Source organism: Streptomyces sp. VRA16 Mangrove soil (assembly GCF_017377775.1).
Lineage (GTDB): Bacteria > Actinomycetota > Actinomycetes > Streptomycetales > Streptomycetaceae > Streptomyces.
This window is the reverse complement of sequence record NZ_JAFVLN010000013.1, coordinates 112,406-135,172: the sequence shown is the minus strand read 5'-3', so window position 1 is coordinate 135,172 and position 22,767 is coordinate 112,406. Positions and strand designations below refer to the sequence as shown.

General features: G+C 71.7%; 21 protein-coding genes. 11 read left to right on the top strand and 10 right to left on the bottom strand.

Going from position 1 to position 22,767, the window contains the following annotated elements:
- Nucleotide 1: 1 nt before the first annotated feature.
- Complete coding sequence (locus J3486_RS30410; protein ID WP_307804998.1) at nt 2–1,273, bottom strand: MFS transporter; 1,272 nt, start codon at nt 1,271–1,273, stop codon at nt 2–4.
- Nucleotides 1,274–1,503: 230 nt separating this feature from the next.
- Here J3486_RS30410 and J3486_RS30405 point away from each other — a divergent pair, with 230 nt between their 5' ends.
- Nucleotides 1,504–2,553, top strand: a complete 1,050-nt coding sequence (locus tag J3486_RS30405; protein WP_207826040.1) for a LacI family DNA-binding transcriptional regulator — start codon at nt 1,504–1,506, stop codon at nt 2,551–2,553.
- A 278-nt stretch (nt 2,554–2,831) separates the two neighbouring features.
- Nucleotides 2,832–3,359, top strand: coding sequence for a phosphatase PAP2 family protein (locus J3486_RS30400; RefSeq protein WP_207826039.1), 528 nt, complete (start codon nt 2,832–2,834; stop codon nt 3,357–3,359).
- A gap of 534 nt (nt 3,360–3,893) precedes the next feature.
- Here J3486_RS30400 and J3486_RS30395 read toward each other — a convergent pair.
- Entirely contained in the window at nt 3,894–4,148 is a 255-nt protein-coding gene (locus J3486_RS30395) for a WhiB family transcriptional regulator (protein ID WP_207826038.1), read from the bottom strand.
- Nucleotides 4,149–4,300: 152 nt separating this feature from the next.
- Here J3486_RS30395 and J3486_RS30390 point away from each other — a divergent pair, with 152 nt between their 5' ends.
- Nucleotides 4,301–4,582 carry a hypothetical protein gene (locus tag J3486_RS30390; RefSeq protein ID WP_374194791.1) on the top strand — a complete coding sequence of 94 codons (282 nt, stop codon included), beginning with the start codon at nt 4,301–4,303 and terminating at the stop codon, nt 4,580–4,582.
- A gap of 22 nt (nt 4,583–4,604) precedes the next feature.
- Here J3486_RS30390 and J3486_RS30385 read toward each other — a convergent pair whose 3' ends face one another.
- Complete coding sequence (locus tag J3486_RS30385; protein ID WP_207826037.1) at nt 4,605–5,489, bottom strand: ABC transporter substrate-binding protein; 885 nt, start codon at nt 5,487–5,489, stop codon at nt 4,605–4,607.
- A 112-nt stretch (nt 5,490–5,601) separates the two neighbouring features.
- The gene (locus J3486_RS30380) at nt 5,602–6,996 is read right to left on the bottom strand and encodes an alkaline phosphatase PhoX (RefSeq protein ID WP_207826036.1); all 1,395 of its coding nucleotides are present in this window, start codon (nt 6,994–6,996) and stop codon (nt 5,602–5,604) included.
- A gap of 156 nt (nt 6,997–7,152) precedes the next feature.
- On the opposite strand from J3486_RS30380, the gene J3486_RS30375 reads away from it, so the two are divergent.
- On the top strand, nt 7,153–7,686 hold the full coding sequence (locus J3486_RS30375) for a hypothetical protein (protein WP_207826035.1): 534 nt from the start codon (nt 7,153–7,155) through the stop codon (nt 7,684–7,686).
- A 29-nt stretch (nt 7,687–7,715) separates the two neighbouring features.
- Here the strand turns inward: J3486_RS30375 and zapE are convergent, their stop codons facing one another.
- Nucleotides 7,716–8,831: a cell division protein ZapE gene (gene zapE, locus J3486_RS30370; protein WP_374194790.1), complete on the bottom strand. Its 1,116-nt coding sequence runs from the start codon at nt 8,829–8,831 to the stop codon at nt 7,716–7,718.
- Nucleotides 8,832–8,868: 37 nt separating this feature from the next.
- Between zapE and J3486_RS30365 the strand changes: the two genes are divergently transcribed.
- The 7 genes from J3486_RS30365 (at nt 8,869) to J3486_RS30335 (ending at nt 14,428) form a co-directional block, all read left to right on the top strand.
- Nucleotides 8,869–9,699 carry a pyrimidine reductase family protein gene (locus J3486_RS30365; RefSeq protein ID WP_229378849.1) on the top strand — a complete coding sequence of 277 codons (831 nt, stop codon included), beginning with the start codon at nt 8,869–8,871 and terminating at the stop codon, nt 9,697–9,699.
- 133 nt (nt 9,700–9,832) lie between these two features.
- Nucleotides 9,833–10,306 (top strand): indole-3-glycerol phosphate synthase, encoded by a 474-nt coding sequence (locus J3486_RS30360; RefSeq protein ID WP_207826026.1) that lies wholly within the window; start codon nt 9,833–9,835, stop codon nt 10,304–10,306.
- Nucleotides 10,307–10,448: 142 nt separating this feature from the next.
- The gene (gene murC / locus J3486_RS30355) at nt 10,449–11,852 is read left to right on the top strand and encodes a UDP-N-acetylmuramate--L-alanine ligase (protein WP_207826024.1); all 1,404 of its coding nucleotides are present in this window, start codon (nt 10,449–10,451) and stop codon (nt 11,850–11,852) included.
- 13 nt (nt 11,853–11,865) lie between these two features.
- Nucleotides 11,866–12,273, top strand: a complete 408-nt coding sequence (gene msrB / locus J3486_RS30350) for a peptide-methionine (R)-S-oxide reductase MsrB (RefSeq protein ID WP_207826022.1) — start codon at nt 11,866–11,868, stop codon at nt 12,271–12,273.
- Nucleotides 12,274–12,729: 456 nt separating this feature from the next.
- Nucleotides 12,730–13,044 (top strand): ribbon-helix-helix protein, CopG family, encoded by a 315-nt coding sequence (locus tag J3486_RS30345; RefSeq protein ID WP_207826020.1) that lies wholly within the window; start codon nt 12,730–12,732, stop codon nt 13,042–13,044.
- Between the two features lie 29 nt (nt 13,045–13,073).
- On the top strand, nt 13,074–13,526 hold the full coding sequence (locus J3486_RS30340; RefSeq protein WP_229378848.1) for a hypothetical protein: 453 nt from the start codon (nt 13,074–13,076) through the stop codon (nt 13,524–13,526).
- Nucleotides 13,527–14,023: 497 nt separating this feature from the next.
- Nucleotides 14,024–14,428, top strand: a complete 405-nt coding sequence (locus tag J3486_RS30335) for an excalibur calcium-binding domain-containing protein (protein WP_207826017.1) — start codon at nt 14,024–14,026, stop codon at nt 14,426–14,428.
- Here J3486_RS30335 and J3486_RS30330 read toward each other — a convergent pair.
- The 5 genes from J3486_RS30330 to J3486_RS30310 all read right to left on the bottom strand — a co-directional run bounded on the left by J3486_RS30330 (nt 14,425) and on the right by J3486_RS30310 (nt 22,766).
- Nucleotides 14,425–17,457 (bottom strand): glycoside hydrolase family 38 C-terminal domain-containing protein, encoded by a 3,033-nt coding sequence (locus J3486_RS30330; RefSeq protein ID WP_207826014.1) that lies wholly within the window; start codon nt 17,455–17,457, stop codon nt 14,425–14,427. The genes J3486_RS30335 and J3486_RS30330 overlap by 4 nt on opposite strands.
- A gap of 71 nt (nt 17,458–17,528) precedes the next feature.
- The gene (locus tag J3486_RS30325) at nt 17,529–19,577 is read right to left on the bottom strand and encodes an endo-beta-N-acetylglucosaminidase (RefSeq protein ID WP_207826013.1); all 2,049 of its coding nucleotides are present in this window, start codon (nt 19,575–19,577) and stop codon (nt 17,529–17,531) included.
- A 27-nt stretch (nt 19,578–19,604) separates the two neighbouring features.
- Nucleotides 19,605–20,867: a glycosyl hydrolase gene (locus J3486_RS30320; protein ID WP_207826011.1), complete on the bottom strand. Its 1,263-nt coding sequence runs from the start codon at nt 20,865–20,867 to the stop codon at nt 19,605–19,607.
- Nucleotides 20,868–20,916: 49 nt separating this feature from the next.
- A complete protein-coding gene (locus tag J3486_RS30315) occupies nt 20,917–21,771 on the bottom strand; it encodes a carbohydrate ABC transporter permease (protein WP_229378876.1) in 855 nt (284 codons plus the stop codon).
- Nucleotides 21,772–21,794: 23 nt separating this feature from the next.
- Nucleotides 21,795–22,766, bottom strand: coding sequence for a carbohydrate ABC transporter permease (locus J3486_RS30310; RefSeq protein WP_207826006.1), 972 nt, complete (start codon nt 22,764–22,766; stop codon nt 21,795–21,797).
- Between the last annotated feature and the right edge of the window lies 1 nt (nt 22,767).

Below are 22,767 nucleotides of genomic sequence, written 5' to 3'. Positions count from 1 at the left end.
CTCAGCGCACGCCCCGGATGGGGCGGACGGCGAGCGCGCCGAGCACGGACAGCGCCGCGCCGACGAAGAACAGGGAGGTGTAGCCGCCGCACGCCGACACGATCACCGAGGAGACGAACGGGGCGAGGATCTGCGGGCCCGCGCTCGCCATGTTCAGCACACCGAGGTCGCGGGCGGCGTCGCCGTCGCTCGGCAGGATCATCGTGACGAGTGCGTTGTCGACGGCCATGAAGCAGCCGAAGCCGAGCCCGTTGAGCACCGCGAAGACGAGCATCGCGGGCCAGGTCGGGCAGAGGGCGGGGATCAGCAGCGAGAGGGCGGAGACGAGGGCCGACACTCCGACGAAGAGCTTGCGCCGCCCGAGCCGGTCCGACAGCACACCGCCGACCAGCGTGGCCACGGCCATCGCCACCGAGGAGACCGGCGTGAGGATCGCGACGGCATCGGCGGGCTCCATTCCCTTCGGCAGCGAGATGTGATCATCAAGAATGTAGAGCTGATAGCCGAAGACACAGAAGTACCCCAGGACGAGCAACGCCCGCCCGATGAAGGCCCACTTGAAGTCGTGGTCGCGCAGCGCGTTCATGAACGCCGCCGCCTGCCGCTTCCACGGCACCGGTTCGGGCGCGGGCCGCTTCTCCTCGCGCGTACAGGCGGTGAACAGCACGGCGGCGACGGCGACGAACGCGCCCAGCACCAGATACCCGGTGCCGAGGTGGTCGGTGAACGCGGCGCCGAGCACGGCGCCGAGCGTCGACCCGACGGGCATCCCGAGACCCACGGCCGCGGACGCCCGGCCGCGCCCGGAGAGCGGGACGCGGTCGGGGACCACGGAGGTGATCGCGGCCTGGAAGACGTTCATGGTGGCCTGGCCGAGGCACCAGGCGATCGTCACGAGCAGCACCGTTTGCACGCTGCCGAGCAGTGCCATGGCGCCGACCGAGGCGAGGCCGCCCCACAGGATCCAGGGGTTGCGCCGCCCCGAGCGGTCGGAGAGGGCTCCGGCCACCGGGTTGAAGAGGGTGGCGAAGATCGCGCTGACACCGCTCACCACACCGAGCAGCGCGACCTTGTCGGCCTTGTCGATGTGCTCGATCTGCAGCGGCAGCAGCACGCCGCCCACGCCGATGTAGAGGGTGTACATCGCGGTGTTGCCGAGCGTGAGCAGGGGCAGCAGGCCGCGCGGGGTGGCTGCGGGAGCGGTGGTGCCGGCGGGGGTCGTGGCGCCGGGGACGGCGTCGGGCCGGGGGCCACGCTGAGCGGAAAGGGCCACGTTGCCCTCCTCCTCATGACGAGACGGGACATGACGGGATGTACAGGACATGACGGGATGTACGGGACATGACGCGGCAGGGTCACCGTGCTGCTCCGAGAGCTGTGATGACACGTGTAAGTGACGCGTGTGAACGGTTTTTAGCACCCCTGGTCGGGTTCGCGCCAGACCTCCGGCGGAAAATCCCGGCCCGAGCGGCGCAGGGCGCTGTGAAAGGATGCGGATCAGCCATGAACGACCGTGCCGACAACGTCCGCGCCCAGAACGCGCCCGCGCCCACCAGTGCCGCGGTCGCCCGCCATGCCGGGGTCTCCCGCGCCACCGTCAGTTACGTCCTGAACGGGCAGGCGGCGGGCAAGGTCAGCGCCGCCACCCAGGCCAAGGTCAAGAAGGCCGCGCAGGAACTGGGCTATGTGCCGCACGCCGCCGCCCGCTCGCTGCGCTCCGGCAGCAGCGCGCTGGTTCTGATCGCGGTGCCGGCCGACCGGGTCCCCGCCTTCGGGCCGCTGTTCTCCGCGTTCGTCGCCCGGTTCCAGACCGCCCTGGAGCGCCACGGCTACACCGGGGTGCTGCACGGCGCCCGGGCGGACCGCTCGCCCGAGGACACCGCCCGCGCCTGGGCCGAGCTGCGTCCCGCGGCGGTCCTCGCCGCGTTCGGCGCCCCGCTCACCGCGGCCTCCGTCGGCATACTGCGCCGCTCCGGCACCCGGGCCGTGCTCTCCTTCGGCCCGCCGCCCGCGCCCGGGGCGCACGGGATCACGATGGACCAGGAGGAGATCGGGGCCGTGGCGGCGGCGCATCTGCTCGCCGGGGGGCGGCGCAGGCTCGGTGTGGTGGTGCCGCGCGAACACGGCCTCGAACCCTTCAGCGGTCCGCGCCTGGCCGGGGCCGAGGCGGCGGCGCGGGTGTTTCCCGGAGCGTCGGTGACCGCGTTGCCGCTCGCCCACACGGAGGAGTCGGCGGCCCAAGTGGCCGCGCGGGTACGGGAGTCGGGGCTCGACGCGGTCTTCGCGTACAACGACGAGTACGCGATGCTGCTGATGCGGGCGCTGCAGGACGCCGGGGTCGGCATCCCCGGGGACGTCGCGCTGGTGGGGGCGGACGATCTGCTGCTCGCGCGGCTGCTGCGGCCGCGCCTGACGAGCGTCCGCACGAGGCTGCCCGAACCGGAGGAGGTCGCGGCGCTGGTCGACCGGCTGATCTCGGATCCCTCGGTGACACCGGGGGAGCGGTTCCGCTCCGCGGCGCACATCGAGGTGCGGGAGTCGTCGACGGGCTGACGCCGCGGGGGCGCCCGGCGATCGGTGAGCTTCAGGTCCCCGGGTCTGGCGCGCGAGCAGTGACACGTGTAACTATCTCGGCGCTCCGAGTCGTGCCGTACGGCAAGCCTGGAAAGGCCCTCACATGTCTGTTGTCACCGCGCCCCCGCCTGCCCGCGCGAAGCTCCTGCTTCCCGGAGGGCTCGCCCTGCTCGTGGTGCCCGTGCTGGTGGGTACGACCGTCAGGGCGGACCGGCACCCGCCGTTCCAGGGGGGTCGACGACACCTGGCTGGGCTGGATGGGCGGCCCCCACCAGGGAGTTGCGCAGGATCTGGCCTCCGCGCTGAACTGGTTCGGCGGGCCGCAAGGGGGCCTGGTCCCGCCGGCGGCGATGCTCCTGCTCTTCGTGCTGCGCCGGTTCAGGGCGGGCCTGCTGGTACTGGCCGCGACGCTGGCGACGCAGATCGCGGTGCAGGCCCTCAAACACCTGGTGGACCGGCCGCGTCCCGCGCACCCCCTGGTGGCGGTGGACCACGGGTCGTTCCCGTCCGGGCACGCGGCGACGATGGCGACGACCGTGATCCTGATCGGCGCGATCTGCGTGCCCGAGGGCCGGCGGCGGGCGTGGTGGCCGGTGGCGCTGGGGCTGACCCTGACGATGATGTGGAGCCGCACGTGGCTGCACGCCCACTGGCTCACGGACACGGCGGCCGGGGCACTGGCCGGCGCCGGGGTGACGATGCTGGTGTGGTGGGCGTTCGGTACGACGACGGTCACGGGGGTGCGGACCGGGGGCCGGTTCTCGGGTGGGAAGGGAGGGGCCTGAGTCCCCTGGGGTGAGCCTCGGGGGTGGGCCCGGTTGTTGGGGGCGCGAGCAGCCATGCGCGGCCTGCGGTCGCCGGGCGATCTCAACTGCCCACGTGGGTGGGCGGTTCGGCCGAGGGCGGGCGGTCAGGGGCGGGGGAACTGCGCGAGCAACCATGCCCGGCCCGCGACCGACGGACGATCTCAACTGCCCATGCGGGTGGGCGGTTCGGCCGGGGGCGGGCGGTCAGGGGCGCGGGGAACTGCGGGAGCAACCATGCGCGGCCTGCGGTCGCCGGGCGATCTCAACTGCCCACGTGGGTGGGCGGTTCGGCCGGGGGCGGGCGGTCAGGGGCGGGGGAACTGTGCGAGCAACCATGCCCGGCCCGCGACCGACGGACGATCTCAACTGCCCATGCGGGTGGGCGGTTCGGCCAGAGGCCGGCGGTCAGGGGCGCGGGGGACTGCGCGAGCAACCACGCACGGCCCGCGGCCGACGGGCGATCTCAACCACCCACGCGGGTAGGCGTTCCGGCCGCCCCCTCAACGGGCCCGGTCAATGAGCCCGGACAGCGCGGCGGCGCCGCTCGGCCCTGAGCAGCCCGGTCCGTTCTCTCTCGGAGGTCCCGCCCCAGACCCCGCTGGTCTGCCCCGTCGTCACGGCCCATTCAAGGCACTCGGCGACGACGGGGCAGCGCCGGCAGACCTGTTTCGCGGCCTCGACGTCCTGCACGGCGGGACCCGTCGTGCCGACCGGGAAGAACAGCTCGGGGTCCTCATGCACACAGGCTGCCCCGTCCAACCACTCCATTTCCGTCTCCCTCAACGGCACCTGGACTGCCGCGCGGGTGCCCACAACTTCCGGGACGGAAACGCCGAGTTTGAGGAACCGGGGGCACGGAAACCCGACCGGCGCAGGAGACCCGACGAACCCCGAGAGACGAACCGCGAGAAAGGACGGCTGTGACGAGGAACCCCGACCCCGACCCCGCCCCCGGACCCGACGTGCGCCCCGAGACCCCCGGCAGGCGTCCGCCGGCGGTCCCCCGTGACCTGCCCGACCAGCAGGCGGGCGCGCACGACGGCGATCCGCTCGATGTGCCCGGCGAGCGGGGGGAGGACGAGGCCGCGACCCCGGACGAGACCATGCCGGAGACCGACGAGTCGGGCACCGGCCGCAGGGGTGCCCCGCGCTCCGGCGGTGTCCACCCCGATCAGCCGGTCCCGGACGAGCCGTCGGGCTGAACGCCGGCCTCGCCCGCGTGACTCAGCCGTCGCCGCGCAGCGCCCGCGCGAGTCGTCCGAAGAACGCCGCGTGCGCGGTGGCGCTGGCCGGGATCTCCGGGTTCCACGGCAGGACGACGGCGCGCTCGGCCACGGCGGCCCAGTGGGCTTCGCCGGCGTACTCCGTGCTCGGTGCCGCGTTGGCGCGGGCGTCCAACAGCACGATGTCCGGGGCGAGTTCGGCCGCGTCGGCCCAGGAGCCGGTGTGCCAGTTGGCGCCGGGGCCCTCGGGCGGCTCGACGGTGTGCACGCCGAGGCCCGTGAGGGCGCTCAGGTCCGGCCATTTGGCGGGCCGCGCCAGATGCACGCTGCCGGGGCCGCCCGGCGACAGGGCGAGCACCCGCCTCGCGCCGCCGCCGGCCTCCGTCAGCGCCGCCAACTCGTTCTCCACGCGCGTCAGTTCGGTCAGCGCCGCCGAGCTCTCCGTGACGCCCAGCGACCGGCCGAGCTCGGCGAACCGCTCGCGTACGCCGCTCAGCGTCCGCCCCTGTCCCACGTCGATCACCACGACCGGGACGTGCTCCTCCAGGTGCTTCGCCGTGTCGGGCTCGATCCCGTAGACCTGCCCGCCCCCGTACGTCAGCGCGACCACGAGATCCGGCCGGACGCCGAGCACGGCGTCGAGGCCGAGGTCCGCCCCCGCGCCCAGGTAGGCGATGTCGTCGAGCGGCAGCGCACCGGACTTGGCCCGGTCGGGGCGGTCCCCGTCGTGGTACGAGCCGAAGATGCCGACGGGGCGTATCCCGAGATCCCACAGGCTCGCACCGGCCTGTATGTACGCCGCGACGCGGGCCGGTGGCTCGGGCGCGGCGGCCAGATGCCCGCGGTCGTCGGTGAACTCCCAAGCTGTGGTTGACCGTTCGTCCATGCTGGCACCCTGCCCACGCCCCACGCGTGTCACGCGGCGCCCCACCGGCCAAATCAGGACAGCGCCGGGCCGGGGCCGCTCCCCACGCCGTGCGGGGGAGCGGCCGGGACTGCTACGGGTGCCAGGGACCCGTCACCGCGAACGTCGTCCCGGGCGTGTAGCAGTTGACGTACATCGTGTCGCCGTCCGGCGCGAACGTGACCCCGGCGAACTCGCCCCACGCGGGCTCCTGCGCCGTGCCGATGTTCTGCCGCCCGCGCGCCATCGGGTAGACCTCGCCCTTCCTGGTCACGCCGAAGACGTGCTGCGCGCCCTCGCCGTCCTCGCACACCATCAGGCCGCCGCTGGGCGCGAGGCAGATGTTGTCGGGCTCCTCGCCCGGCAGCTGCACATCGGTGTCCGGGCCGAACACGATGACCAGGGTCAGGCGGCGCGACGACGGGTCGTAGCGCCAGATCTGCCCGAAGTGGTCGGCGGCCGAGCCCTCGCGGCTGCGCGCGTACGACGAGACGAAGTAGACGCAGCTGCCGCCCCAGTAGCAGCCCTCCAGCTTCTGGGCGTGGGTGATGCCCTTCGGGCCGAAGTCCTGGTTGCGGATGGGGGTCTGGACCGCGAGCGGGTCGGGCACGTCGACCCACTCGACGCCGCCGAACGTCGCACCCGTCTCCTGGACCGCCGACAGATCGGGCACCCCGGGCACGCGCATCGCCTGCAGCCGGCCGCCCGCGCGCAGCGAACCGAGGCCGCCCTCGGGCCTGTCGGGCAGGAACCGGTAGAAGAGGCCGAACGGCTTCTGGAACGCGTCCTCCGTCTCGTAGACGACACCGCGCCGCGGATCGACGGCGACCGCCTCGTGCTGGAAACGGCCCATCGCGGTCAGCGGCACCGCGCCCGAGCGACGCGGGTCGACCGGGTCGACCTCGAAGATGAACCCGTGGTCCTTGGTGTAGCCGTTCGTCCCGGCCTTGTCCTCGGTCTCCTCGCAGGTCAGCCATGTACCCCAAGGGGTGTGCCCACCGGCGCAGTTGACCGCGGTTCCCGCGATGGCGACCCGCTCGGACAGGACGTCGCCCCGCCGGTCGACGGTGAGCGCCGTACAACCGCCCTTGCCCATCGGGTCGTACGTGATGCCCTCCACGGTCGGCACCGGGATGCGTCCCGTGACGCGGTTCTCGTGATTGCGCACGAGGTGCACGCGGCCGTGTCTGCCCCCGAAGGCGGCCATGCCGTCGTGATTGCTGGGTACTCTGCCTTCCCCGGAACGGAGTTGGTCCCCCTCGCGGGACAGGACCTTGTAGCTGAACCCCTCCGGCAGGTCGAGCAGTCCGGCCGGGTCCTCGACCAACGGGCCGTATCCGGAGCTCCCCTGGGCCGCGGCCGAACCGGCGAACAGCTCGGACAGCTCACCGGCGAAGGCGATCCCCACCCCCAACGCGCCGGTGCGGGCCAGGATCTGACGTCGTGTTGCGGACTGTCGTGCATCTGTGGTGCGTGCGGTGCGTGACATGGGTGCAACCTCCTGCTGGCGGACAGGAACTGTGACCCGGCTGTGTCTATCACGCGTCCCGCGTCACGGGAACCACGCGCGTAGCAACGCCAGTTGGGGTGCGGTTACTCGTGTCGCTGTTCTACCGTGCCTCCCGCTACCGGGGAGGGGGGCCAGGTGTTGCTGCAGGCCGTACGTGTGGTCGACGGATGGGTGGTCCGGGCCGGGGTCCGCTATCGGCGGAGCCAGTGGAGCCTTGACGTGCGGCGCCGGCCGACGCGGTTCCAGCGGCGCGTCTGGCGGCATCCGGGGCGCTCGGGAGCCCTGTTCGGCGTGGGGCTCATGGTGCTGATGCTGTCCATCTGCCTGATCGCAGGGTGGCGTGTCGAGTTCTCCGATGCGCCTTCGATCGCCGGTGTGGCGGTGGTCCCCGGGACGCTCCTCGCGCTGGTCGTCCGATGGGAACGCATGACGTACGAGGCGATGGAGCACGGCGCCCCCGTCGACCCGCTCCCGTTGCCGCCCTGGCGGAAGGTGGCCACCAGGCTCGGCCTGCTGTGGGTGGTCTTCACGGTGCTGAACCGGATCGAGCACCCGGCCGAGGGCTGGCCGGGCAGCGCCGGGTGGGGAGCTTTCTACCTGCTGCTCGCCCTCGGTGTGGGCCTCGTGGTGGCCGGTGCGGCCGAGCGGCGGCGCCGCCGCCGGAAGTGACCCTGCCGCTCCGGTGCCGTACGAGCCCCCTATGCGTGGACGAGCCCCTTCGCGTCCCGGGCCAGCGCCGTCAGCCGGGAGATCGCCCGGAAGTACTTCTTCCGGTAGCCGCCGTTGAGCATCTCCTCGCTGAAGAGCTCGTCGAAGGGGCGGCCGGAGGCGAGGACCGGTATCTCGCGGTCGTAGAGCCGGTCGGCGAGCACGACGAGCCGCAGGGCCGTCGACTGGTCGGGGACGGGGGCGACGTCCGTCAGGCAGACCGCCTTCAGGTCGTCCGTCAGCGCGCCGTACCGGCTCGGGTGCACGCGCGCGAGGTGCTCCAGAAGGTGCGGGAAGTCGTCGAGCGAAGCGCCCTCGGTGGCGTACGCGGCCTTGGTGACCTGCTCCTCCGAGAACGGCGGTGGAGCCTCGGGCAGACCCCGGTGGCGGTAGTCCTCGCCGTCGATGCGCAGCGGGCGGAAGTGCGCCGAGAGGCCCTGGATCTCACGGAGGAAGTCCGCGGCGGCGAACCGGCCCTCGCCGAGCTTGCCCGGCAGGGTGTTCGACGTGGCGGCGAGCGCGACGCCCGCCTCGACCAGCTTGCCGAGCAGTGTGGAGACGAGGACGGTGTCGCCCGGGTCGTCGAGCTCGAACTCGTCGATGCAGAGCAGTCGGTGGTCGCTGAGCGTCTTCACCGTCTGCTGGAAACCGAGCGCGCCGACCAGGTTCGTCAGCTCGACGAACGTGCCGAACGCCTTGAGCTGCGGCTCGGCCGGGGTGGCGTGCCAGAGGGAGGCGAGGAGGTGGGTCTTGCCGACGCCGTAGCCGCCGTCGAGGTAGACGCCGCGGGGGCCCGCCGGGGCGGCGGGCTTCCTGCCGAAGCCGAGGAACCCGCGCTTCTTGCCGGCCCCGGAGGCGTGTGCCCCGCCGAGGCCCGCCGCGAACCCGCTCAGCACCTGAATGGCCTGGGTCTGGCTCGGCTGGTTCGGGTCCGGAATGTAGGTGTCGAAGCGGGCCGAGGCGAACCGGGGCGGCGGCACCATCTCCGCGACCAGACGTTCGGCGGGGACGTGCGGCTCGCGGGCGCACAGGGACAGCGGAGCCGCACCGGGTATGGGGCTGATGCCCACCGGGGACGATCCGTTGGCTTCGGTGGAGGACGACACAGCTCATCAGCTTAGTGGCCGTGCCACACTGCACGTCATGCGACGCCTGTTCCCTGTGACGTACGAAACAGCAGATCACGCGGGCCGGGAGGGGGCGGAGAGCCCCGGGCGGCCGGTGGGGCCGGTGGGGCGGGAGTGGAGCCTCGACGAGCTCGCCGACGCCTACGCGTACCCGCCGCGGACCGGCGACGAGCCCTGGCTGCGCGCCAACATGGTCTCCACGCTGGACGGCGCGGCCCAGCACGACGGCCGCTCCCAGCCCCTCTCGAACGACACCGACATGCGCATCTTCGGCACCCTGCGCGGCCTCGCCGACGTCGTGGTGGTCGGTGCCCAGACGGTCCGCCAGGAGGGGTACCGGCCGGCCCGCGCCCGGGAGGCGTTCGCCGCGCGCCGTGCGGCGGCGGGCCAGGGCCCGGCCCCGTCGATCGCGGTGATCAGCGCCAGCCTCGACCTGGACCTCTCGCTGCCCCTGTTCACCTCGCCGCTGGTGCCCACCTACGTGATCACCGGCGCGGGCGCACCGGCCGACCGGATCGAGGCCGTGCGCAAGGCCGGGGCCGAGGTGCTGCTCGCGGGCGACGGCGCGACGGTCGAGCCGGACCGCGCCGTGGCCGAGCTCGCCGCGCGCGGGCACCGCAGGCTGCTCACCGAGGGCGGGCCGCGGATGCTGGGGCAGTTCGTGGCCGGGCGGGTGCTCGACGAGCTCTGTCTGACGATGTCGCCGATGCTCACCGCCGGGGACGCCCAGCGCATCGCGGGCGGCTCGACGCTGGCTGTGCCGGAACGTTTCGAGCTGGTCTCTCTCCTGGAAGAGGACGGTTTTCTCTTCTCCCGTTACCGTCGGAGGCGACACTCGCCGGAATGATCCGTTCCGTTTAGCCTCCGCTGGGCACACTAAATCTCGCAGACCCCGTGAAAACACGGGGCAGGATGGTTTCCGCAGTTCCGCAGGGACCCGTCGAAGGACGGGCCACGGTAGGAGAAGAAGGGCGCCCGTCGTGTTCACGAGCGTATTGATGATCGAGAAGGCCCTGACGTCCGCCGACGTGGAGTTCGTCACCACTCTGCACGGTGACGAGGAGGTCTCCTTCCATGTGCTCCTCCAGCCCCGCGGCGACCAGGCCGACCGGCTGTTGCGCGCCATCGACGACGTGGCGATGGGCGAACTGGACGAGGCGACACGCGAGGGCGAGGTACCCGAGGGCGACGAGGCGAAGGGGCCCGCCGAGCAGGCCCTCCAGGTCTCCCTCACCGCACTGCGCCAGGCGGGCAGCGCAGCGGAGGGCAGGCTCATCGAGGACCACCCCCTGGACGCTCTCAAGGCCCTGGTCGACGAGGTGAAGGCCGACGAGGTGATTGTGCTGACCGACCCGCACTACGTCGAGGAGTTCTTCCACCGCGACTGGGCCTCGCAGGCCCGCCACAAGGTCGGCGTGCCGGTTCTGAAGCTGTTCTCGCACAGCAAGGCGTAGCGAGGCGCGGTGCTGGGTGCGGGGCGGCCCCGGCCGAGGCAATAGGCTGGGCCCGGCCCGCGGCCGCACCGGCCCCGGACCAGCACGCTTCAGAACCGCACACGCACCAGCACCGCACCGGCACCCCAGGGGAGAAACACGCATGGCATCCGGCCTGCCCCAGTCCATGGGCGACATGGACCGACCGCACTTCATCGGCATCGGCGGCGCCGGAATGTCGGGCATCGCCAAGATCCTGGCCCAGCGCGGCGCGCAGGTCGCGGGCAGCGACGCACGCGAGTCCGCCACTGCCGAGGCCCTGCGCGCGCTCGGCGCCACGGTGCACATCGGCCACGCCGCCGCGCACGTCGCCCCGGACACCACCTGCGTCGTGGTCTCCTCCGCGATCCGCGAGGACAACCCGGAGCTGGCCCGCGCCAAGGAGCTCGGCATCCCGGTCGTGCACCGCTCCGACGCCCTGGCCGGACTGATGGACGGCCTGCGCCCGATCGCGGTGGCCGGCACGCACGGCAAGACGACCACGACGTCGATGCTCGCGGTCTCGCTCTCCTCGCTCGGCCTGAACCCGTCCTACGCCATCGGCGGTGACCTGGACGCCCCCGGCTCCAACGCGCTGCACGGCGAGGGCGACATCTTCGTCGCCGAGGCCGACGAATCGGACCGCAGCTTCCACAAGTACAAGCCGGAAGTCGCGATCATCCTCAACGTCGAGCTCGACCACCACGCGAACTACGCGTCGATGGACGAGATCTACGAGTCGTTCGAGACGTTCACGACGAAGATCGTCCCCGGCGGCACCCTGGTCATCGCCGCCGACCAGTCGGGCGCGGCCGAGCTGACCCGCCGGATCCGCGAGAAGACCTCCCTCAACATCGTCACGTACGGCGAGTCCGAGTCCTCCGACATCCGGATCCACAAGATCACCCCGCGCGGCCTGACCAGCGAGGTCACCGTCCTCCTCGACGGCAAGCTGCTCACCTTCACCGTCTCGGTCCCCGGCCGCCACTACGCGCACAACGCGGTCGCGGCCCTCGCGGCGGGCGTCGCCATGGGCATCCCGGCGCGCAATCTCGCCTCGGCGATCAAGTCGTACACGGGCGTCAAGCGCCGCCTCCAGCTCAAGGGCGAGGAGAGCGGCGTCCAGGTCATCGACTCCTACGCCCACCACCCCACCGAGATGTCGGCGGACCTGGAGGCGATGCGCGCGGCGGCCGACGACTCGCGCCTGCTCGTCCTCTTCCAGCCGCACCTCTTCTCCCGCACCCAGGAGCTCGGCAAGGAGATGGGCGACGCCCTCGCCCTCGCCGACGCCTCGGTGGTCCTCGACATCTACCCGGCCCGCGAGGACCCGATCCCGGGCATCACGAGCGAGCTCATCATCGACGCGGCCCGCGCCGCGGGCGCCGACGTCCAGGCCGCCCACGACAAGGACGCCGCCGTCGCGGCGATCGCGGGAATGGCCAAGCCCGGTGATCTCGTTCTCACCATGGGCGCGGGCGACGTCACGGACCTCGGTCCGCGCATTCTGAACCACTTGAAGGGCTGAGGAGGCACCTGACATGGCGTACGACGTCGAGAAGCCGGACGAGCAGTGGCGCGCGGAGCTGAACCCGGCGGAGTACGCGGTACTGCGCCAGGCCGGCACCGAGCCCGCCTTCACCGGTGAGTACACGGACACGAAGACCACGGGCGTCTACTCCTGCCGTGCCTGCGGCGCGGAGCTGTTCACGTCCACCGAGAAGTTCGAGTCGCACTGCGGCTGGCCGTCCTTCTACGACCCGAAGGACTCCGACGCGGTCGAGCTCATCGAGGACCGCTCGCACGGAATGGTCCGCACGGAGGTGCGGTGCGCGCGCTGCGGCTCGCATCTCGGGCACGTGTTTGAGGGCGAGGGGTATCCCACGCCGACCGACCAGCGGTACTGCATCAACTCGATCTCGTTGACGCTGGCGCCGGACGAGAGCTGAGCGCGGCCGGACGGCGGCGGACCGGAGATGCCCGTGCAGGGGCTGCCCCTGCACGGGCATCTCCGTGTACTGGCCCGGATGGGGCGACCGAGGTCGACGTTGGTGCGCGGTGCCCCGGGCGGTTCGCGTTCTTCACGTACCGCAAGAGGCCCCATACGCTGAGTAAGTCGCCGCGGGATCAGGGGAGTTGATGCCGCGAAGGGTGTCCGGACCGAGGGTGGGCCATGGGCGCGGTGCCGGTGCAGGGGAACACGTTTGACCTGAAGGACCTGTTCGGGCAGGCCAGGTACGACATCGAGTACTACCAGCGGGAGTACGCGTGGTCGGCCTAGGGCGTGGGCACCTTGATGTCGGGCTGGGGGCGGCTGTCTGGGTTGCGACGTGCGTGATCGCCCCTTCGGGGCCCGGCACCGATAGCCGCTTGAAGGTTCGTAATACGCGTCATACGCTAGCTGTATGGCGAAGACTCGGATCAGCATCAGCCTCGATCAGGCCCAGGCCGAGCGCATCAGACGGCACGCCGAGCGCGCCGGCATGGATGTCTCGGCGTATTTGGTGCATGCCGCGACGCGGCAGATGGCGGAGAGTGACGCCATAGAGGAACAGTTCGCCGGAGTGGATGCGCTGATCGCCCGGGCGGAGCGGGAGGCCGGGGAGCTGTCCGGCGAGCAGGCCGCGGAGCCCGTGGAACTGACGGAGCAGGAGCGGCGGGAGGTCGAGGAGGCGCTTGGCCTTATCCATGGCCATGACCGCCCGGGGCATGCCGCGTGAACGCTCGGGTGCCGGTGTACGACACGGGCATGCTCATCGCGCTCGCCGACCGCAAGGCGAAGGCGACGGCGCTTCATGAAGGGGTGCGGGTGGCCCCGCACCGGGCGCTGGTACTCGGCCCGGTCCTGGCTCAGGTGTGGCGGCCGCGACCGGCGCTCGTGCACGCCTTGTCCGGCGTGCTCAAGGACTGTGCTGTCCCGCAGGCCCGTACGTCCGAGCCGCCGATGCGCGAGACGAAGGCGGGCCGTCCGGAGTGTCTGGCCTGTGCGACGGGTCCGGACCTTGCTGACTGGCGGCGCATCGGTACCACTCTGGGGCGGGCGGCGCTGCCGGTCAAGAAGCGTCCTGATGCGGTGGATGCCTGGGTTGCGCTGGCGGCAGCCAGGCACGGCAGCGCGGTGATTTTCACGAGTGATCCGGATGACCTCCGCGCCTATCTGGAGGTGCTGGCGCCGCCGGATGTGCATGTGGTTGCTGTCTGACCCCACTCGCCTCTCCGGATGGATCCGGTCGGAGAAGCGTCCCTGCCTCGACGGTGACCGGGCATGACCATGACTCTTTTTGCGTGGTGATGCGCACTGTATGAGCTGTATGTGTCGTGGGTGCCGGGAAGGACTCAGTGGGATTCGGGTTGGAGCCGGTGTGCCCCTCGCGTCCAGAACCGTCGGCGGTAGGCGCCGCGCCTCGGGCGGTGGCGGCAGTCGTACCCGGGCGCGCGGAGTTCGCCCTGCCGTCGGCCTGCAGTCGCGCCCGCCCACAGCCGCCGAGCTGCAGCGCGAGGCGGAGAGCGTGGCGGTGGAGCGATTCCGCGTCCAGAGGACCGGCGCGCACCTCGGAGACCTCGTGCGGGTCGTGCCCCCTGTCGTGCCGCAGCCGCCACAGCTGATCGAGGCCTGGGCTTACCGATTCGACAACCAGGCCGTCGCCTGCGTGGTGGGCGTGGACGGTGACGCGACCTCCGTCGTCATGCGTCAGCCCGATGCCGGCACCTGGCCAGGACCCGCGCTCCGGCGAGGAGAGCACCGACCCTGGAACGACGTCGGTCGACCTGGCCCTCGTACAGCCGAAGGACGCCTGCCCGGCCGATCGGTACACCCGGCGTGACCCGGATCCCGATCCCAACCCGGACCGGCACCAGGACTCCGGCTCCGGTAGTGCCTCGGACCACGACAGCGGAGTGGGCGGTGGCAGCGTCCACCACCGGAACCGCATCGAGGTGCGGGTGGCGGACAAGGCGCCGCTGCACAGGGGCGAGCCCGGCTGCAGCCTCGAGCCGGACCGCGACGAGGACGGCATCGCGTGTGACCAGGAGGCACTGACGGGTACGGCGCGGGGGCGGGGCCACCCTGCCCTGCCTCCGCGCCGTACCCGGGTCCGGACCTAGCGCCCGAACCGCAATGTCACCAGCTCGAACGGCCGCAGCGACAGCGCCACTTCACCGTCCTCCACGGTGTACGCCGCGGCGGCCGCGAGCGGGCGCTCCAGCAGGTCCGTCGCGACCACCGAGGCCGCAGGGAAACCGAGCCGCAACGACGTACGGGCCCGGCCGCCGCCGGCTTCGTAGAGGCGGACCACCACGTCGCCCGAGCCGTCGTCGGCCAGCTTCACCGCGCTCACCGCGACCGCGTCCGACGCCACCGAGCACAGCGGGGCGACCGTGCCCGAGCCGGTGACGCGGCGTTCGGGGAGGTTGATCGCGAAGCCCTCGCGGACCGCGTCGACCACGCCGGCGCCGGGGGCGAGGGCGTACCGGAAGCGGTGCACGCCCTGGTCCGTGTGCGGGTCGGGGAAGCGCGGGGCGCGCAGCAGCGAGAGGCGGACCGTCGTGGTCGTGCCCGCGTCGGATTCCCGTACCGTGCGCGTCACGTCGTGGCCGTACGTCGAGTCGGTGACCAGGGCGACCCCGAAGCCGGGCTCCGCCAGGTGCAGGAAGCGGTGGTTGCAGGCCTCGAACTTGGCCGCCTCCCAGCTGGTGTTGGTGTGGGTGGGGCGGTACAGGTGCCCGAACTGGGTCTCCGCCGCGTACCGGTCCGCGTGGACGTCCACCGGGAAGGCCGCCTTGAGGAACTTCTCCGTCTCGTGCCAGTCCACCTCGGTGTCGATGTCGAGGCGCTTGGTGCCCGCCGCCAGCGTCAGGACCTGGGTGGCGCGGGAGGCCCCGAAGGAGCGGACCACCTCGATCGAGACCCCGGCCGGGGTCGAGGCGAGGACCTGCACCGTGTCCACGTCCGTCAGGTCCGTGACCACGTTGCGGTAGAACTCATCGACGTCCCACGCGTCCCACATGTTGGGGAAGTCGGGGTGGATCTGGAGGAGGTTCGCCGCCGCGCCCGGCGCGACCGTCTCGCGGTCCGCCTCGATGTCGTAGGCCGAGACGACCAGGCCGCGGGCGTCGATCTCGACGCGCAGCAGGCCGTTGTCCAGGATGTGGCCGCCGTCCGGGCGGGCCGTCAGCTCCACCGTGCCGGACAGCGCCGGGGCGCCCGCGCCGCCCGCCGCGATGCCGGAGCGCTCGTGCGCCGCCGCGTTGAAGACGAGCTCCTGCGATCCTTCGCCCGCGAGTGCGCGCTGCGCCGCGTCGATGATCGCGGTGAGCTCGGCCGCCACCGCCGCGTACGTCTTCTCCGCCTCGCGGTGCACCCAGGCGATGGAGGAGCCGGGCAGGATGTCGTGGAACTGGTGCAGCAGGACCGTCTTCCAGATGCGGTCCAGATCGGCGTAGGGGTAGGCGAAATCGGTGCGGACCGCTGCCGTCGCCGCCCACAGTTCCGCCTCGCGCAGCAGGTGTTCCGAGCGGCGGTTGCCCTGCTTCGTCCGCGCCTGGCTGGTGAGGGTGGCGCGGTGCAGTTCCAGGTACAGCTCGCCGACCCAGACCGGCGGGTTCGCGTACTCGGCCTCCGCCTTCTCGAAGAACTCCTTCGGCGTCTCCCACGTGACGTGCGCCGAGCCTTCGAGCGACTTCATGCGCTTCGCCTTGGCGATCATCTCGCGGGTCGTGCCGCCGCCGCCGTCGCCCCAGCCGGTCGGCGCGAGCGAGTGCTTGGCGACGCCCTTGTCCTTGAAGTTGCTTGCGGCGTGGGCGATCTCACGGCCCAGCATGGAGCAGTTGTACGTGTCGACCGGCGGGAAGTGCGTGAAGATGCGGGTCCCGTCGATGCCTTCCCAGTTGAAGGTGTGGTGCGGGAACTTGTTGATCTGCGACCACGAGATCTTCTGCGTCAGCAGCCACTTGGAGCCCGCCGCCTTGATGATCTGCGGGAGACCGGCGGCGAAGCCGAAGGTGTCGGGCAGCCACGCCTCCTCGTTCTCGACGCCGAACTCGTCGAGAAAGAACCGCTTGCCGTGCACGAACTGACGGGCCATCGCCTCCGAACCCGGCATGTTCGTGTCGGACTCGACCCACATGCCGCCGGCCGGCACGAACCGGCCCTCGGCGACCGCCTTCTTGACCTTCGCGTAGACCTCGGGGCGGTGCTCCTTGATCCAGGCGTACTGCTGCGCCTGGGACATGGCGTAGACGAACTCGTCCTCCGACTCCAGGAGGTTCGTCATGTTCGACGTCGTGCGAGCCACCTTGCGAACCGTCTCGCGCAGCGGCCACAGCCACGCCGAGTCGATGTGCGCGTGCCCGACCGCGCTGATGCGGTGCGCGGAGGCGTCCGCGGGCGCCGACAGGACGCCGGTCAGGTGCGAACGGGCGGCTGCCGCCGTGCCGTTGACGTCCTGGAGGTCGATCGCGTCGAGGCAGCGGCCGACCGCGCGCAGCAGCTCCCAGCGCCGGCCGCCCTCGACGGGCAGCTGCTCCATCAGTTCGCCGACCACCTCCAGGTCGGCGACGAGCTCCCACACCGTACGGTCGAAGACTGCGAGGTCCATCCGCTCCAGGCGGTACTGGGGCTCGTCGCCCGCGGTGTCCTTGTCGCCGAGGTCGGTCGGGCGGAACGGGTTGTCGCCGAGCAGCACCGGGTTGGACGCCGCCTCCAGGTGCCACTCGACCCGCTCGCCGCCCAGGACGCCCGTCGCCGGGTCGCCGACCCGCACCCACTGGTTGCGCGGGTTGACCGCCTTGATCGGCTCCCCGTCAGGCGTGTAGACGAGCGCCTCGCACTGGAAGCCGGGCATCCGCTCGTCGAAGCCGAGGTCGAGGACCGCCTCGACGGTCTTCCCCGCCCACGCGGCCGGGACCTCGCCGGTCACCTTGAACCAGGTCGTGGCCCACGGAGCCCCCCATGCGTCGCCGACCGCGACCGGCTCGTGCGTCGCGGCCAGGCCCTCGGCGATCGGCACCGGCTCACCGGGCGCGGTCCACGCCTCGACCGCCAACGGCACCGACTGCGGGTACACGGCAGGGCGTATGCGCTCGTCGAGCACGCGCTTGAGGCGGGCCTCTACGAGGGCGCGGTCGTCATGCATGGAGGGACTCCAACTTCTCGTGGTGTTGCCAGTGGTGCGGGTAGAGCTCAGTGGTGCGCGGTGTGCGGGTGTTACCAGGTGTGAGTGACGGTAATCGGTGCGGACGTCGTGTAAAGCTCGCCGACGGCGCGCAGCTCGAAGGTGGCGGCGCGCTCGCCCCGCTCGGCGGCGAGCCCCGTCACGTACGCGGCGTTCGCGCAGGTCCCGGTGAGGAAGCGGCGGGTGCCGTCCTTGAGGACGCGGGACAGCTCGTAGTGGCGTACGTGGCCGGACGCGGCCCGCCACGACAGGCGGAACTGGCCGTCGCCCGACGCCTGGTCGACCTTGAGCGCGCTGGGCGCCGGGACCTGCTCGTCGGCGTCCCGGACCAGGAGCGCGCCGAGCCGGTACGTCACGGCGCCGGTGCCGGTGAGCCGCAGCGCCAGGCCGTGGATCGTGCCCGCGCCGAGGGAGGAGAGGCGCACGGTCGCCTCCGCCCAGCTGCCGCCGGCCGTGCCCGCGGGCAGGAACGAGTACGTCAGCGGGTCGCCGGGGTTGTCCGGCTCCTGGAGCGCCACGCCGACCTCGACCGTGACCGACCCGGACGCCGCGCGCTGGGCGAGCGTCACCGTCGTAGCGGCGTTCAACGGCAGCCGGGTGCCGTGCAGTTCGACCACGACCGGCGCGTTCAGGTCGCCGTCGACGAGCAGGCTGGAGCCGCCGCGCCAGGCGTCCGCGAAGTCCAGGGTGACCGAGGGGCGGCTGCCCGTGGTGCGGGTGACCCAGCGGCGGCCCGGCAGCCGGTCCTGCACGCCGAGCTGGTTCCAGGCGGCGGTCGAGCGAACCGTTCCGCGCTCGTACCAGGCCAGACCGTGCCCGGTGTTGAAGGAGCAGCCGAACGGCAGCGACGACACCGTCGAGCGGTCCGCGACGGCGGTGGCCGGAGCGCGCCAGGAACCGGTCGAGGCGCGGGACGGGTCCAGCGACGTACCGGTCCAGAACTGGTCGTCCGCCGCGTGGAACTGGCCCGGCGTGCTGCCCGCGGCCAGGTGCTTGTAGGTCCACTCCGGACGGTAGAAGCCGTACGAGGTGGTGTGCGCGGCGCCGGCCGGGATCACCGCGTCCCAGTCGACGTTCGTGTTCCAGCCGTTCGACTCGACGTCGACGCCGGCCCACAGCTCGTAGCGGTCACGGCCGAGCGACTCGGCGAGCTGCGCCGACGAACTCAGCCCGGAAGCCGTCCAGTTGAAGTTGACGAAGAAGGTGTCCGACTGCACGAAGAAGTCCTGGTTCTGCCCATTCAGAGCGTTCTGCCAGGACACCGAACCCGACTCGACCATCGAGTCGTACCAGTCGATCCGCAGCCCGTGCGCGGAGCCGAGCCGCTTGAGCTCCTTGAGGAACGCGATCATCTGCGTGGCGAGCGCCGCGTCGCCGCCGCCGGTCTCGGCGTTCACGAACCAGCCGTCGAAGCCGTACGCGACCGCGACGTCCACCAGCTTCTGCGCGAGGGGGAAGGTGCCGTCCGCCGCCTTCTGCACGAGGTCGCGGGTCCACTGCAACTGGCCGCCGTACGCGGCGGGCGGCAGGAAGATGTTGCCGAGGACGGTCACGCCGTTGCGGTGCGCCGCGTCCACCACCGGGGCGTTGGGCGCGAGCACGATGCCCTCGGCGGACGAGCCGCCCCAGAAGACGAGTTCGTCGATGTACGCCCAGTGCGTCAGCGCGTAGTACGAGGCGGTGGGCCCGCCCTGCGACGGGTTGGACGCCGTCGGGCCGAAGGAGACCAGCGAGGTGATCCTGGCCTGGTCGGTGCGGGCCGTCGTGTTCACCGGGACCGGCGTGAAGCGCGGCGCGAGCGGCACCGTCGACCTGTTGAACGCCAGGTCGGCGTCGGACGCGGCCGTCCACGACTTCAGGGAGCGCCAGGTGATGCCGGTGCCGGGGGTGCCGCTGGGCAGCGAGTCCGGGAACCAGTAGGACGCGTAGGGCTGGAGGTTCGCGGTGGCGGCTCTCGCGCCGCGCGCCGCCGCCCGGGCGGGCACGGAGGGCAGGGCCAGGGCGGCAGCGGCGGCGGCCGAGCCAAGGACGACGGTGCGACGGGCGGGGCGTGTACCGGGCGTACGAGACATGCGGGTCATTGCTGATGAGCTCCTTGGACGGGGGAGTCAGTCGACCTCTTCGGGGGTGACCGTCGCGGTGATGCCGCGGGCGGTCAGGTGCTGCGTGTCGTGCGCGTGCTCGGCCAGGACCACGGCGGGGCGGACGCCCTGAGCCGTCAGACGGTGCCAGGCCTCGAAGAAGGCGCCGCCGGGACCGCACAGCGCGCGGTGCGGGGAGGCGACGGTGTCCCCGGTGTCGAGCACCAGGGCGGTGGTGCGGGGCGCGGGCGTGTGGTCGCGGCCGCGCCACTGCTCGACGACCCGCGCGATGGCCGCGCCCGCGGGCTTGACCGTGCGGTCGTTCGTCAACAGGCCCAGGCTGTACTCGAGTTCGGGGAAATCGGCGAGGTCGCGGGAGACGTCGTGCGAGCACCACCAGGTGACGCCCCACACGTTCTCGCAGTCCAGCGCGTTCGCGATGGTGGCCTCGGTGAAGTGCGCGGCGTGCTCGGCCGGGATGTGCGGGGCCGGCGCCCCGACCTCCTGAAGCCACACGGGCCGCTCGGGGTCGGTGTGCCAGGCGCGGGCCAGTTCGATCAGGTATGCGGCGTGGTGCTCGGTCGCCACGCCGGTACGCCCGTGCCGCTGGGCGGTGCCGTTGAACACCCACGAGTGCACGGCCGTCGCCCCGCCGAGCCGGGCGGCCTGCGCGGGCGTGAACGGGTGCCCGTCCAGGTACCAGGCGGCGTCGTACTCGGCGTGCAGATGGAACTTCCCCGGCGCGCCCGCCTCGCACGCGGCGAGCATCCGCTCCAGCCAACGGCCCGCCTGCTCATGGGAGATGCGGTCCGGGTCGGGGTGCGGGTCGCCGGAGAACTGGTTGATCTCGTTGCCGATGGTCATGCCGAGGAAGTTCGGCCGGTCGGCGAGGGCCGCGGCCAGCGTGCGCAGGTACTCCTCCTGGCCCGCGACCACCTCGGGGTCGGCGAAGATGTTGCGGCGGTGCCAGGTCTGCGTCCAGGCGGGCAGGAAGTCGAAGCTCGACAGGTGCCCCTGCAGGCCGTCGACGTTGACGTCGAGGCCCCGCTCGGCGGCGGCGTCCGCGAGCCGCACCAACTGCTCGACCGCCCGCGGCCGGATCAGCGTCCGGTTCGGCTGGAACAGCGGCCACAGCGGGAAGACCCGGACGTGGTCGAGGCCGAGCGCCGCGATCGAGTCGAGGTCGGCGCGGACCGCGTCGAGGTCGAAGTCGAGCCAGTGGTGGAACCACCCCTGCGTGGGCGTGTAGTTGGCGCCGAAGCGCAGCGGGCGGGCGGCCGTTTCGGGCATGCGGAGTTCCTCGGAGTACGTACGTGGGGTGCGGGGGACGGGTCCGGGCTCAGCCCTTGACCGCGCCCTCGCCGACCCCGCGGAAGAAGTAGCGCTGCAGACACGCGAACAAGGCGATCAGCGGGGCCACGGCGATGACGGTGCCGGCGGCGACCAGACGCTGGTTGTTGGCGAACGTGCCGTGCAGATAGTTCAGGCCGATGGTGAGCGTGAAGTTCGCCTGGTCGCTCAGCACGATCAGCGGCCACAGGAAGTCGTCCCAGGCCCCCATGAACGAGAAGATCGCGACGACGGCGAGGGTGCCCTTCACCGAGGGCAGCGCGATCCTGGTGAAGCGCTGCCAGGCGTTGGCACCGTCGCAGTAGGCCGCCTCCTCGATCTCGTACGGGAGGTTGGCGAAGGCGTTGCGCATCAGCAGCACGTTCAGGGCGCCGACGCAGCCGGGCAGCACCACGGCGATCAGGGTGTTGTTGAGCTGGAGGTCCCGCATCGTCATGAACTGGGCGATGATGATCGACTCGACCGGCACCAGCATCGCCATGACGAACGCGACCGCGGTCAGCTTGCGCCCGCCGAAGCGGAGCCGGGCCAGCGCGTATCCGGCGAGCGCCGCGCCCAAGCAGTTGGTGAGGACGTTGGCGACCGCGACCTTCAGCGAGTTGAGCGCGAAGTCCCAGACCGGGATGAGGTCGGCGACCTTCTTGAAGTTGTCGAACGTCGGGTGCGAGGGCAGCAGCTTCGGCGGATAGCTGTAGATGTCCTCGGTGGGGCCCTTCAGCGACGTGGACAGCTGCCACAGGAACGGGCCGACGAGGATCGCGAAGACGGCGAGGAGCAGAAGGTAGCGCAGGGCCAGCTTCCACAGGGGCGGGCGGCGGCCGCCGTCGGCCGTGAACTTCTCCAGGGTCCTGGAGGGAGTGTGGGCGCTCACGCGTCCTCCTTACGGTCGGCGCGCAGCACGAGCAGCATCAGGCCGAGCGTGATCACGAAGACCACGACCGAGATCGCCGAGGCGTAGCCGACCCGGCCGGAGAGCCCGGTGCCGACCTGCTGGATCAGCATGACGAGCGTGGTGTCCTCGCCGCCGGGGCCGCCGGTCGGGCCCGCCATCAGATAGACCTCGGAGAACACCTTGAAGGCGTTCACGCAGGACAGGGCGGCGACCAGGACCATCGTGGGGCGCACGGCCGGCACGGTCACGCTGAGGAACCGGCGCACCGCTCCCGCTCCGTCCACGGCCGCGGCCTCGTGCAGCTCGCGCGGGACGTTCCCCAGCGCGGCCATGTAAACGATCATGTAGTAGCCGAGGCCCTTCCAGACCGTCACCAGCATCGCGCTGATCAGCAGCAGCCACTGGTCGCTCAGGAAGTGCACGGGGCCGATCCCGATCGCGCCGAGCACGGCGTTGACCAGGCCCCGGTCGTCGAGCATCCACACCCAGATCAGGCCGACCACGACGACGGAGGCGACGACCGGCGTGTAGAACGCGGACCGGAAGAAGGTGATGCCGGGCAGATACCGCTGCACCAGCATCGCGAGCAGCAGCGGCAGGATCACCAGGAGCGGCACGACGCCGACCATGTAGAGGACGCTGTTGCGCAGCGCCGTCCAGAACCGCTCGTCGTGGAACAGTTCCGTGTAGTTGGCGCCGCCGATCCAGTCGCCGCCGATGAGGGTGCGCCGGTCGGTGAAGGAGTTCGTCACCGTCGAGACGAACGGGTAGATGACGAACGCGCCGTTGACCAGCAGTCCCGGCAGCAGGAACAGCCAGGGCGTGGACGGCAGATGGGTCCTGATCCGGCGGGCGTTCTTCTTGGCCTTCTTGGCGGCGGCCGGGGAGCCGGGGGCGGCCGTGGTGGCCGGCCCCCCGCTCTTCGTGCTCGACAGTGCGGCGGTCATG

Bases quoted from the DNA above. Each gene is read 5' to 3' on its own strand.
- J3486_RS30405 (WP_207826040.1), top strand. From the start codon at position 1,504: ATGAACGACCGTGCCGACAACGTCCGCGCCCAGAACGCGCCCGCGCCC.
- J3486_RS30400 (WP_207826039.1), top strand. From the start codon at position 2,832: ATGGGCGGCCCCCACCAGGGAGTTGCGCAGGATCTGGCCTCCGCGCTG.
- J3486_RS30395 (WP_207826038.1), bottom strand. From the start codon at position 4,148: ATGGAGTGGTTGGACGGGGCAGCCTGTGTGCATGAGGACCCCGAGCTG.
- J3486_RS30385 (WP_207826037.1), bottom strand. From the start codon at position 5,489: ATGGACGAACGGTCAACCACAGCTTGGGAGTTCACCGACGACCGCGGG.
- J3486_RS30380 (WP_207826036.1), bottom strand. From the start codon at position 6,996: ATGTCACGCACCGCACGCACCACAGATGCACGACAGTCCGCAACACGA.
- J3486_RS30365 (WP_229378849.1), top strand. From the start codon at position 8,869: ATGCGACGCCTGTTCCCTGTGACGTACGAAACAGCAGATCACGCGGGC.
- murC (WP_207826024.1), top strand. From the start codon at position 10,449: ATGGCATCCGGCCTGCCCCAGTCCATGGGCGACATGGACCGACCGCAC.
- msrB (WP_207826022.1), top strand. From the start codon at position 11,866: ATGGCGTACGACGTCGAGAAGCCGGACGAGCAGTGGCGCGCGGAGCTG.
- J3486_RS30345 (WP_207826020.1), top strand. From the start codon at position 12,730: ATGGCGAAGACTCGGATCAGCATCAGCCTCGATCAGGCCCAGGCCGAG.
- J3486_RS30340 (WP_229378848.1), top strand. From the start codon at position 13,074: ATGCTCATCGCGCTCGCCGACCGCAAGGCGAAGGCGACGGCGCTTCAT.
- J3486_RS30335 (WP_207826017.1), top strand. From the start codon at position 14,024: ATGCCGGCACCTGGCCAGGACCCGCGCTCCGGCGAGGAGAGCACCGAC.
- J3486_RS30330 (WP_207826014.1), bottom strand. From the start codon at position 17,457: ATGCATGACGACCGCGCCCTCGTAGAGGCCCGCCTCAAGCGCGTGCTC.
- J3486_RS30325 (WP_207826013.1), bottom strand. From the start codon at position 19,577: ATGACCCGCATGTCTCGTACGCCCGGTACACGCCCCGCCCGTCGCACC.
- J3486_RS30320 (WP_207826011.1), bottom strand. From the start codon at position 20,867: ATGCCCGAAACGGCCGCCCGCCCGCTGCGCTTCGGCGCCAACTACACG.
- J3486_RS30310 (WP_207826006.1), bottom strand. From the start codon at position 22,766: ATGACCGCCGCACTGTCGAGCACGAAGAGCGGGGGGCCGGCCACCACG.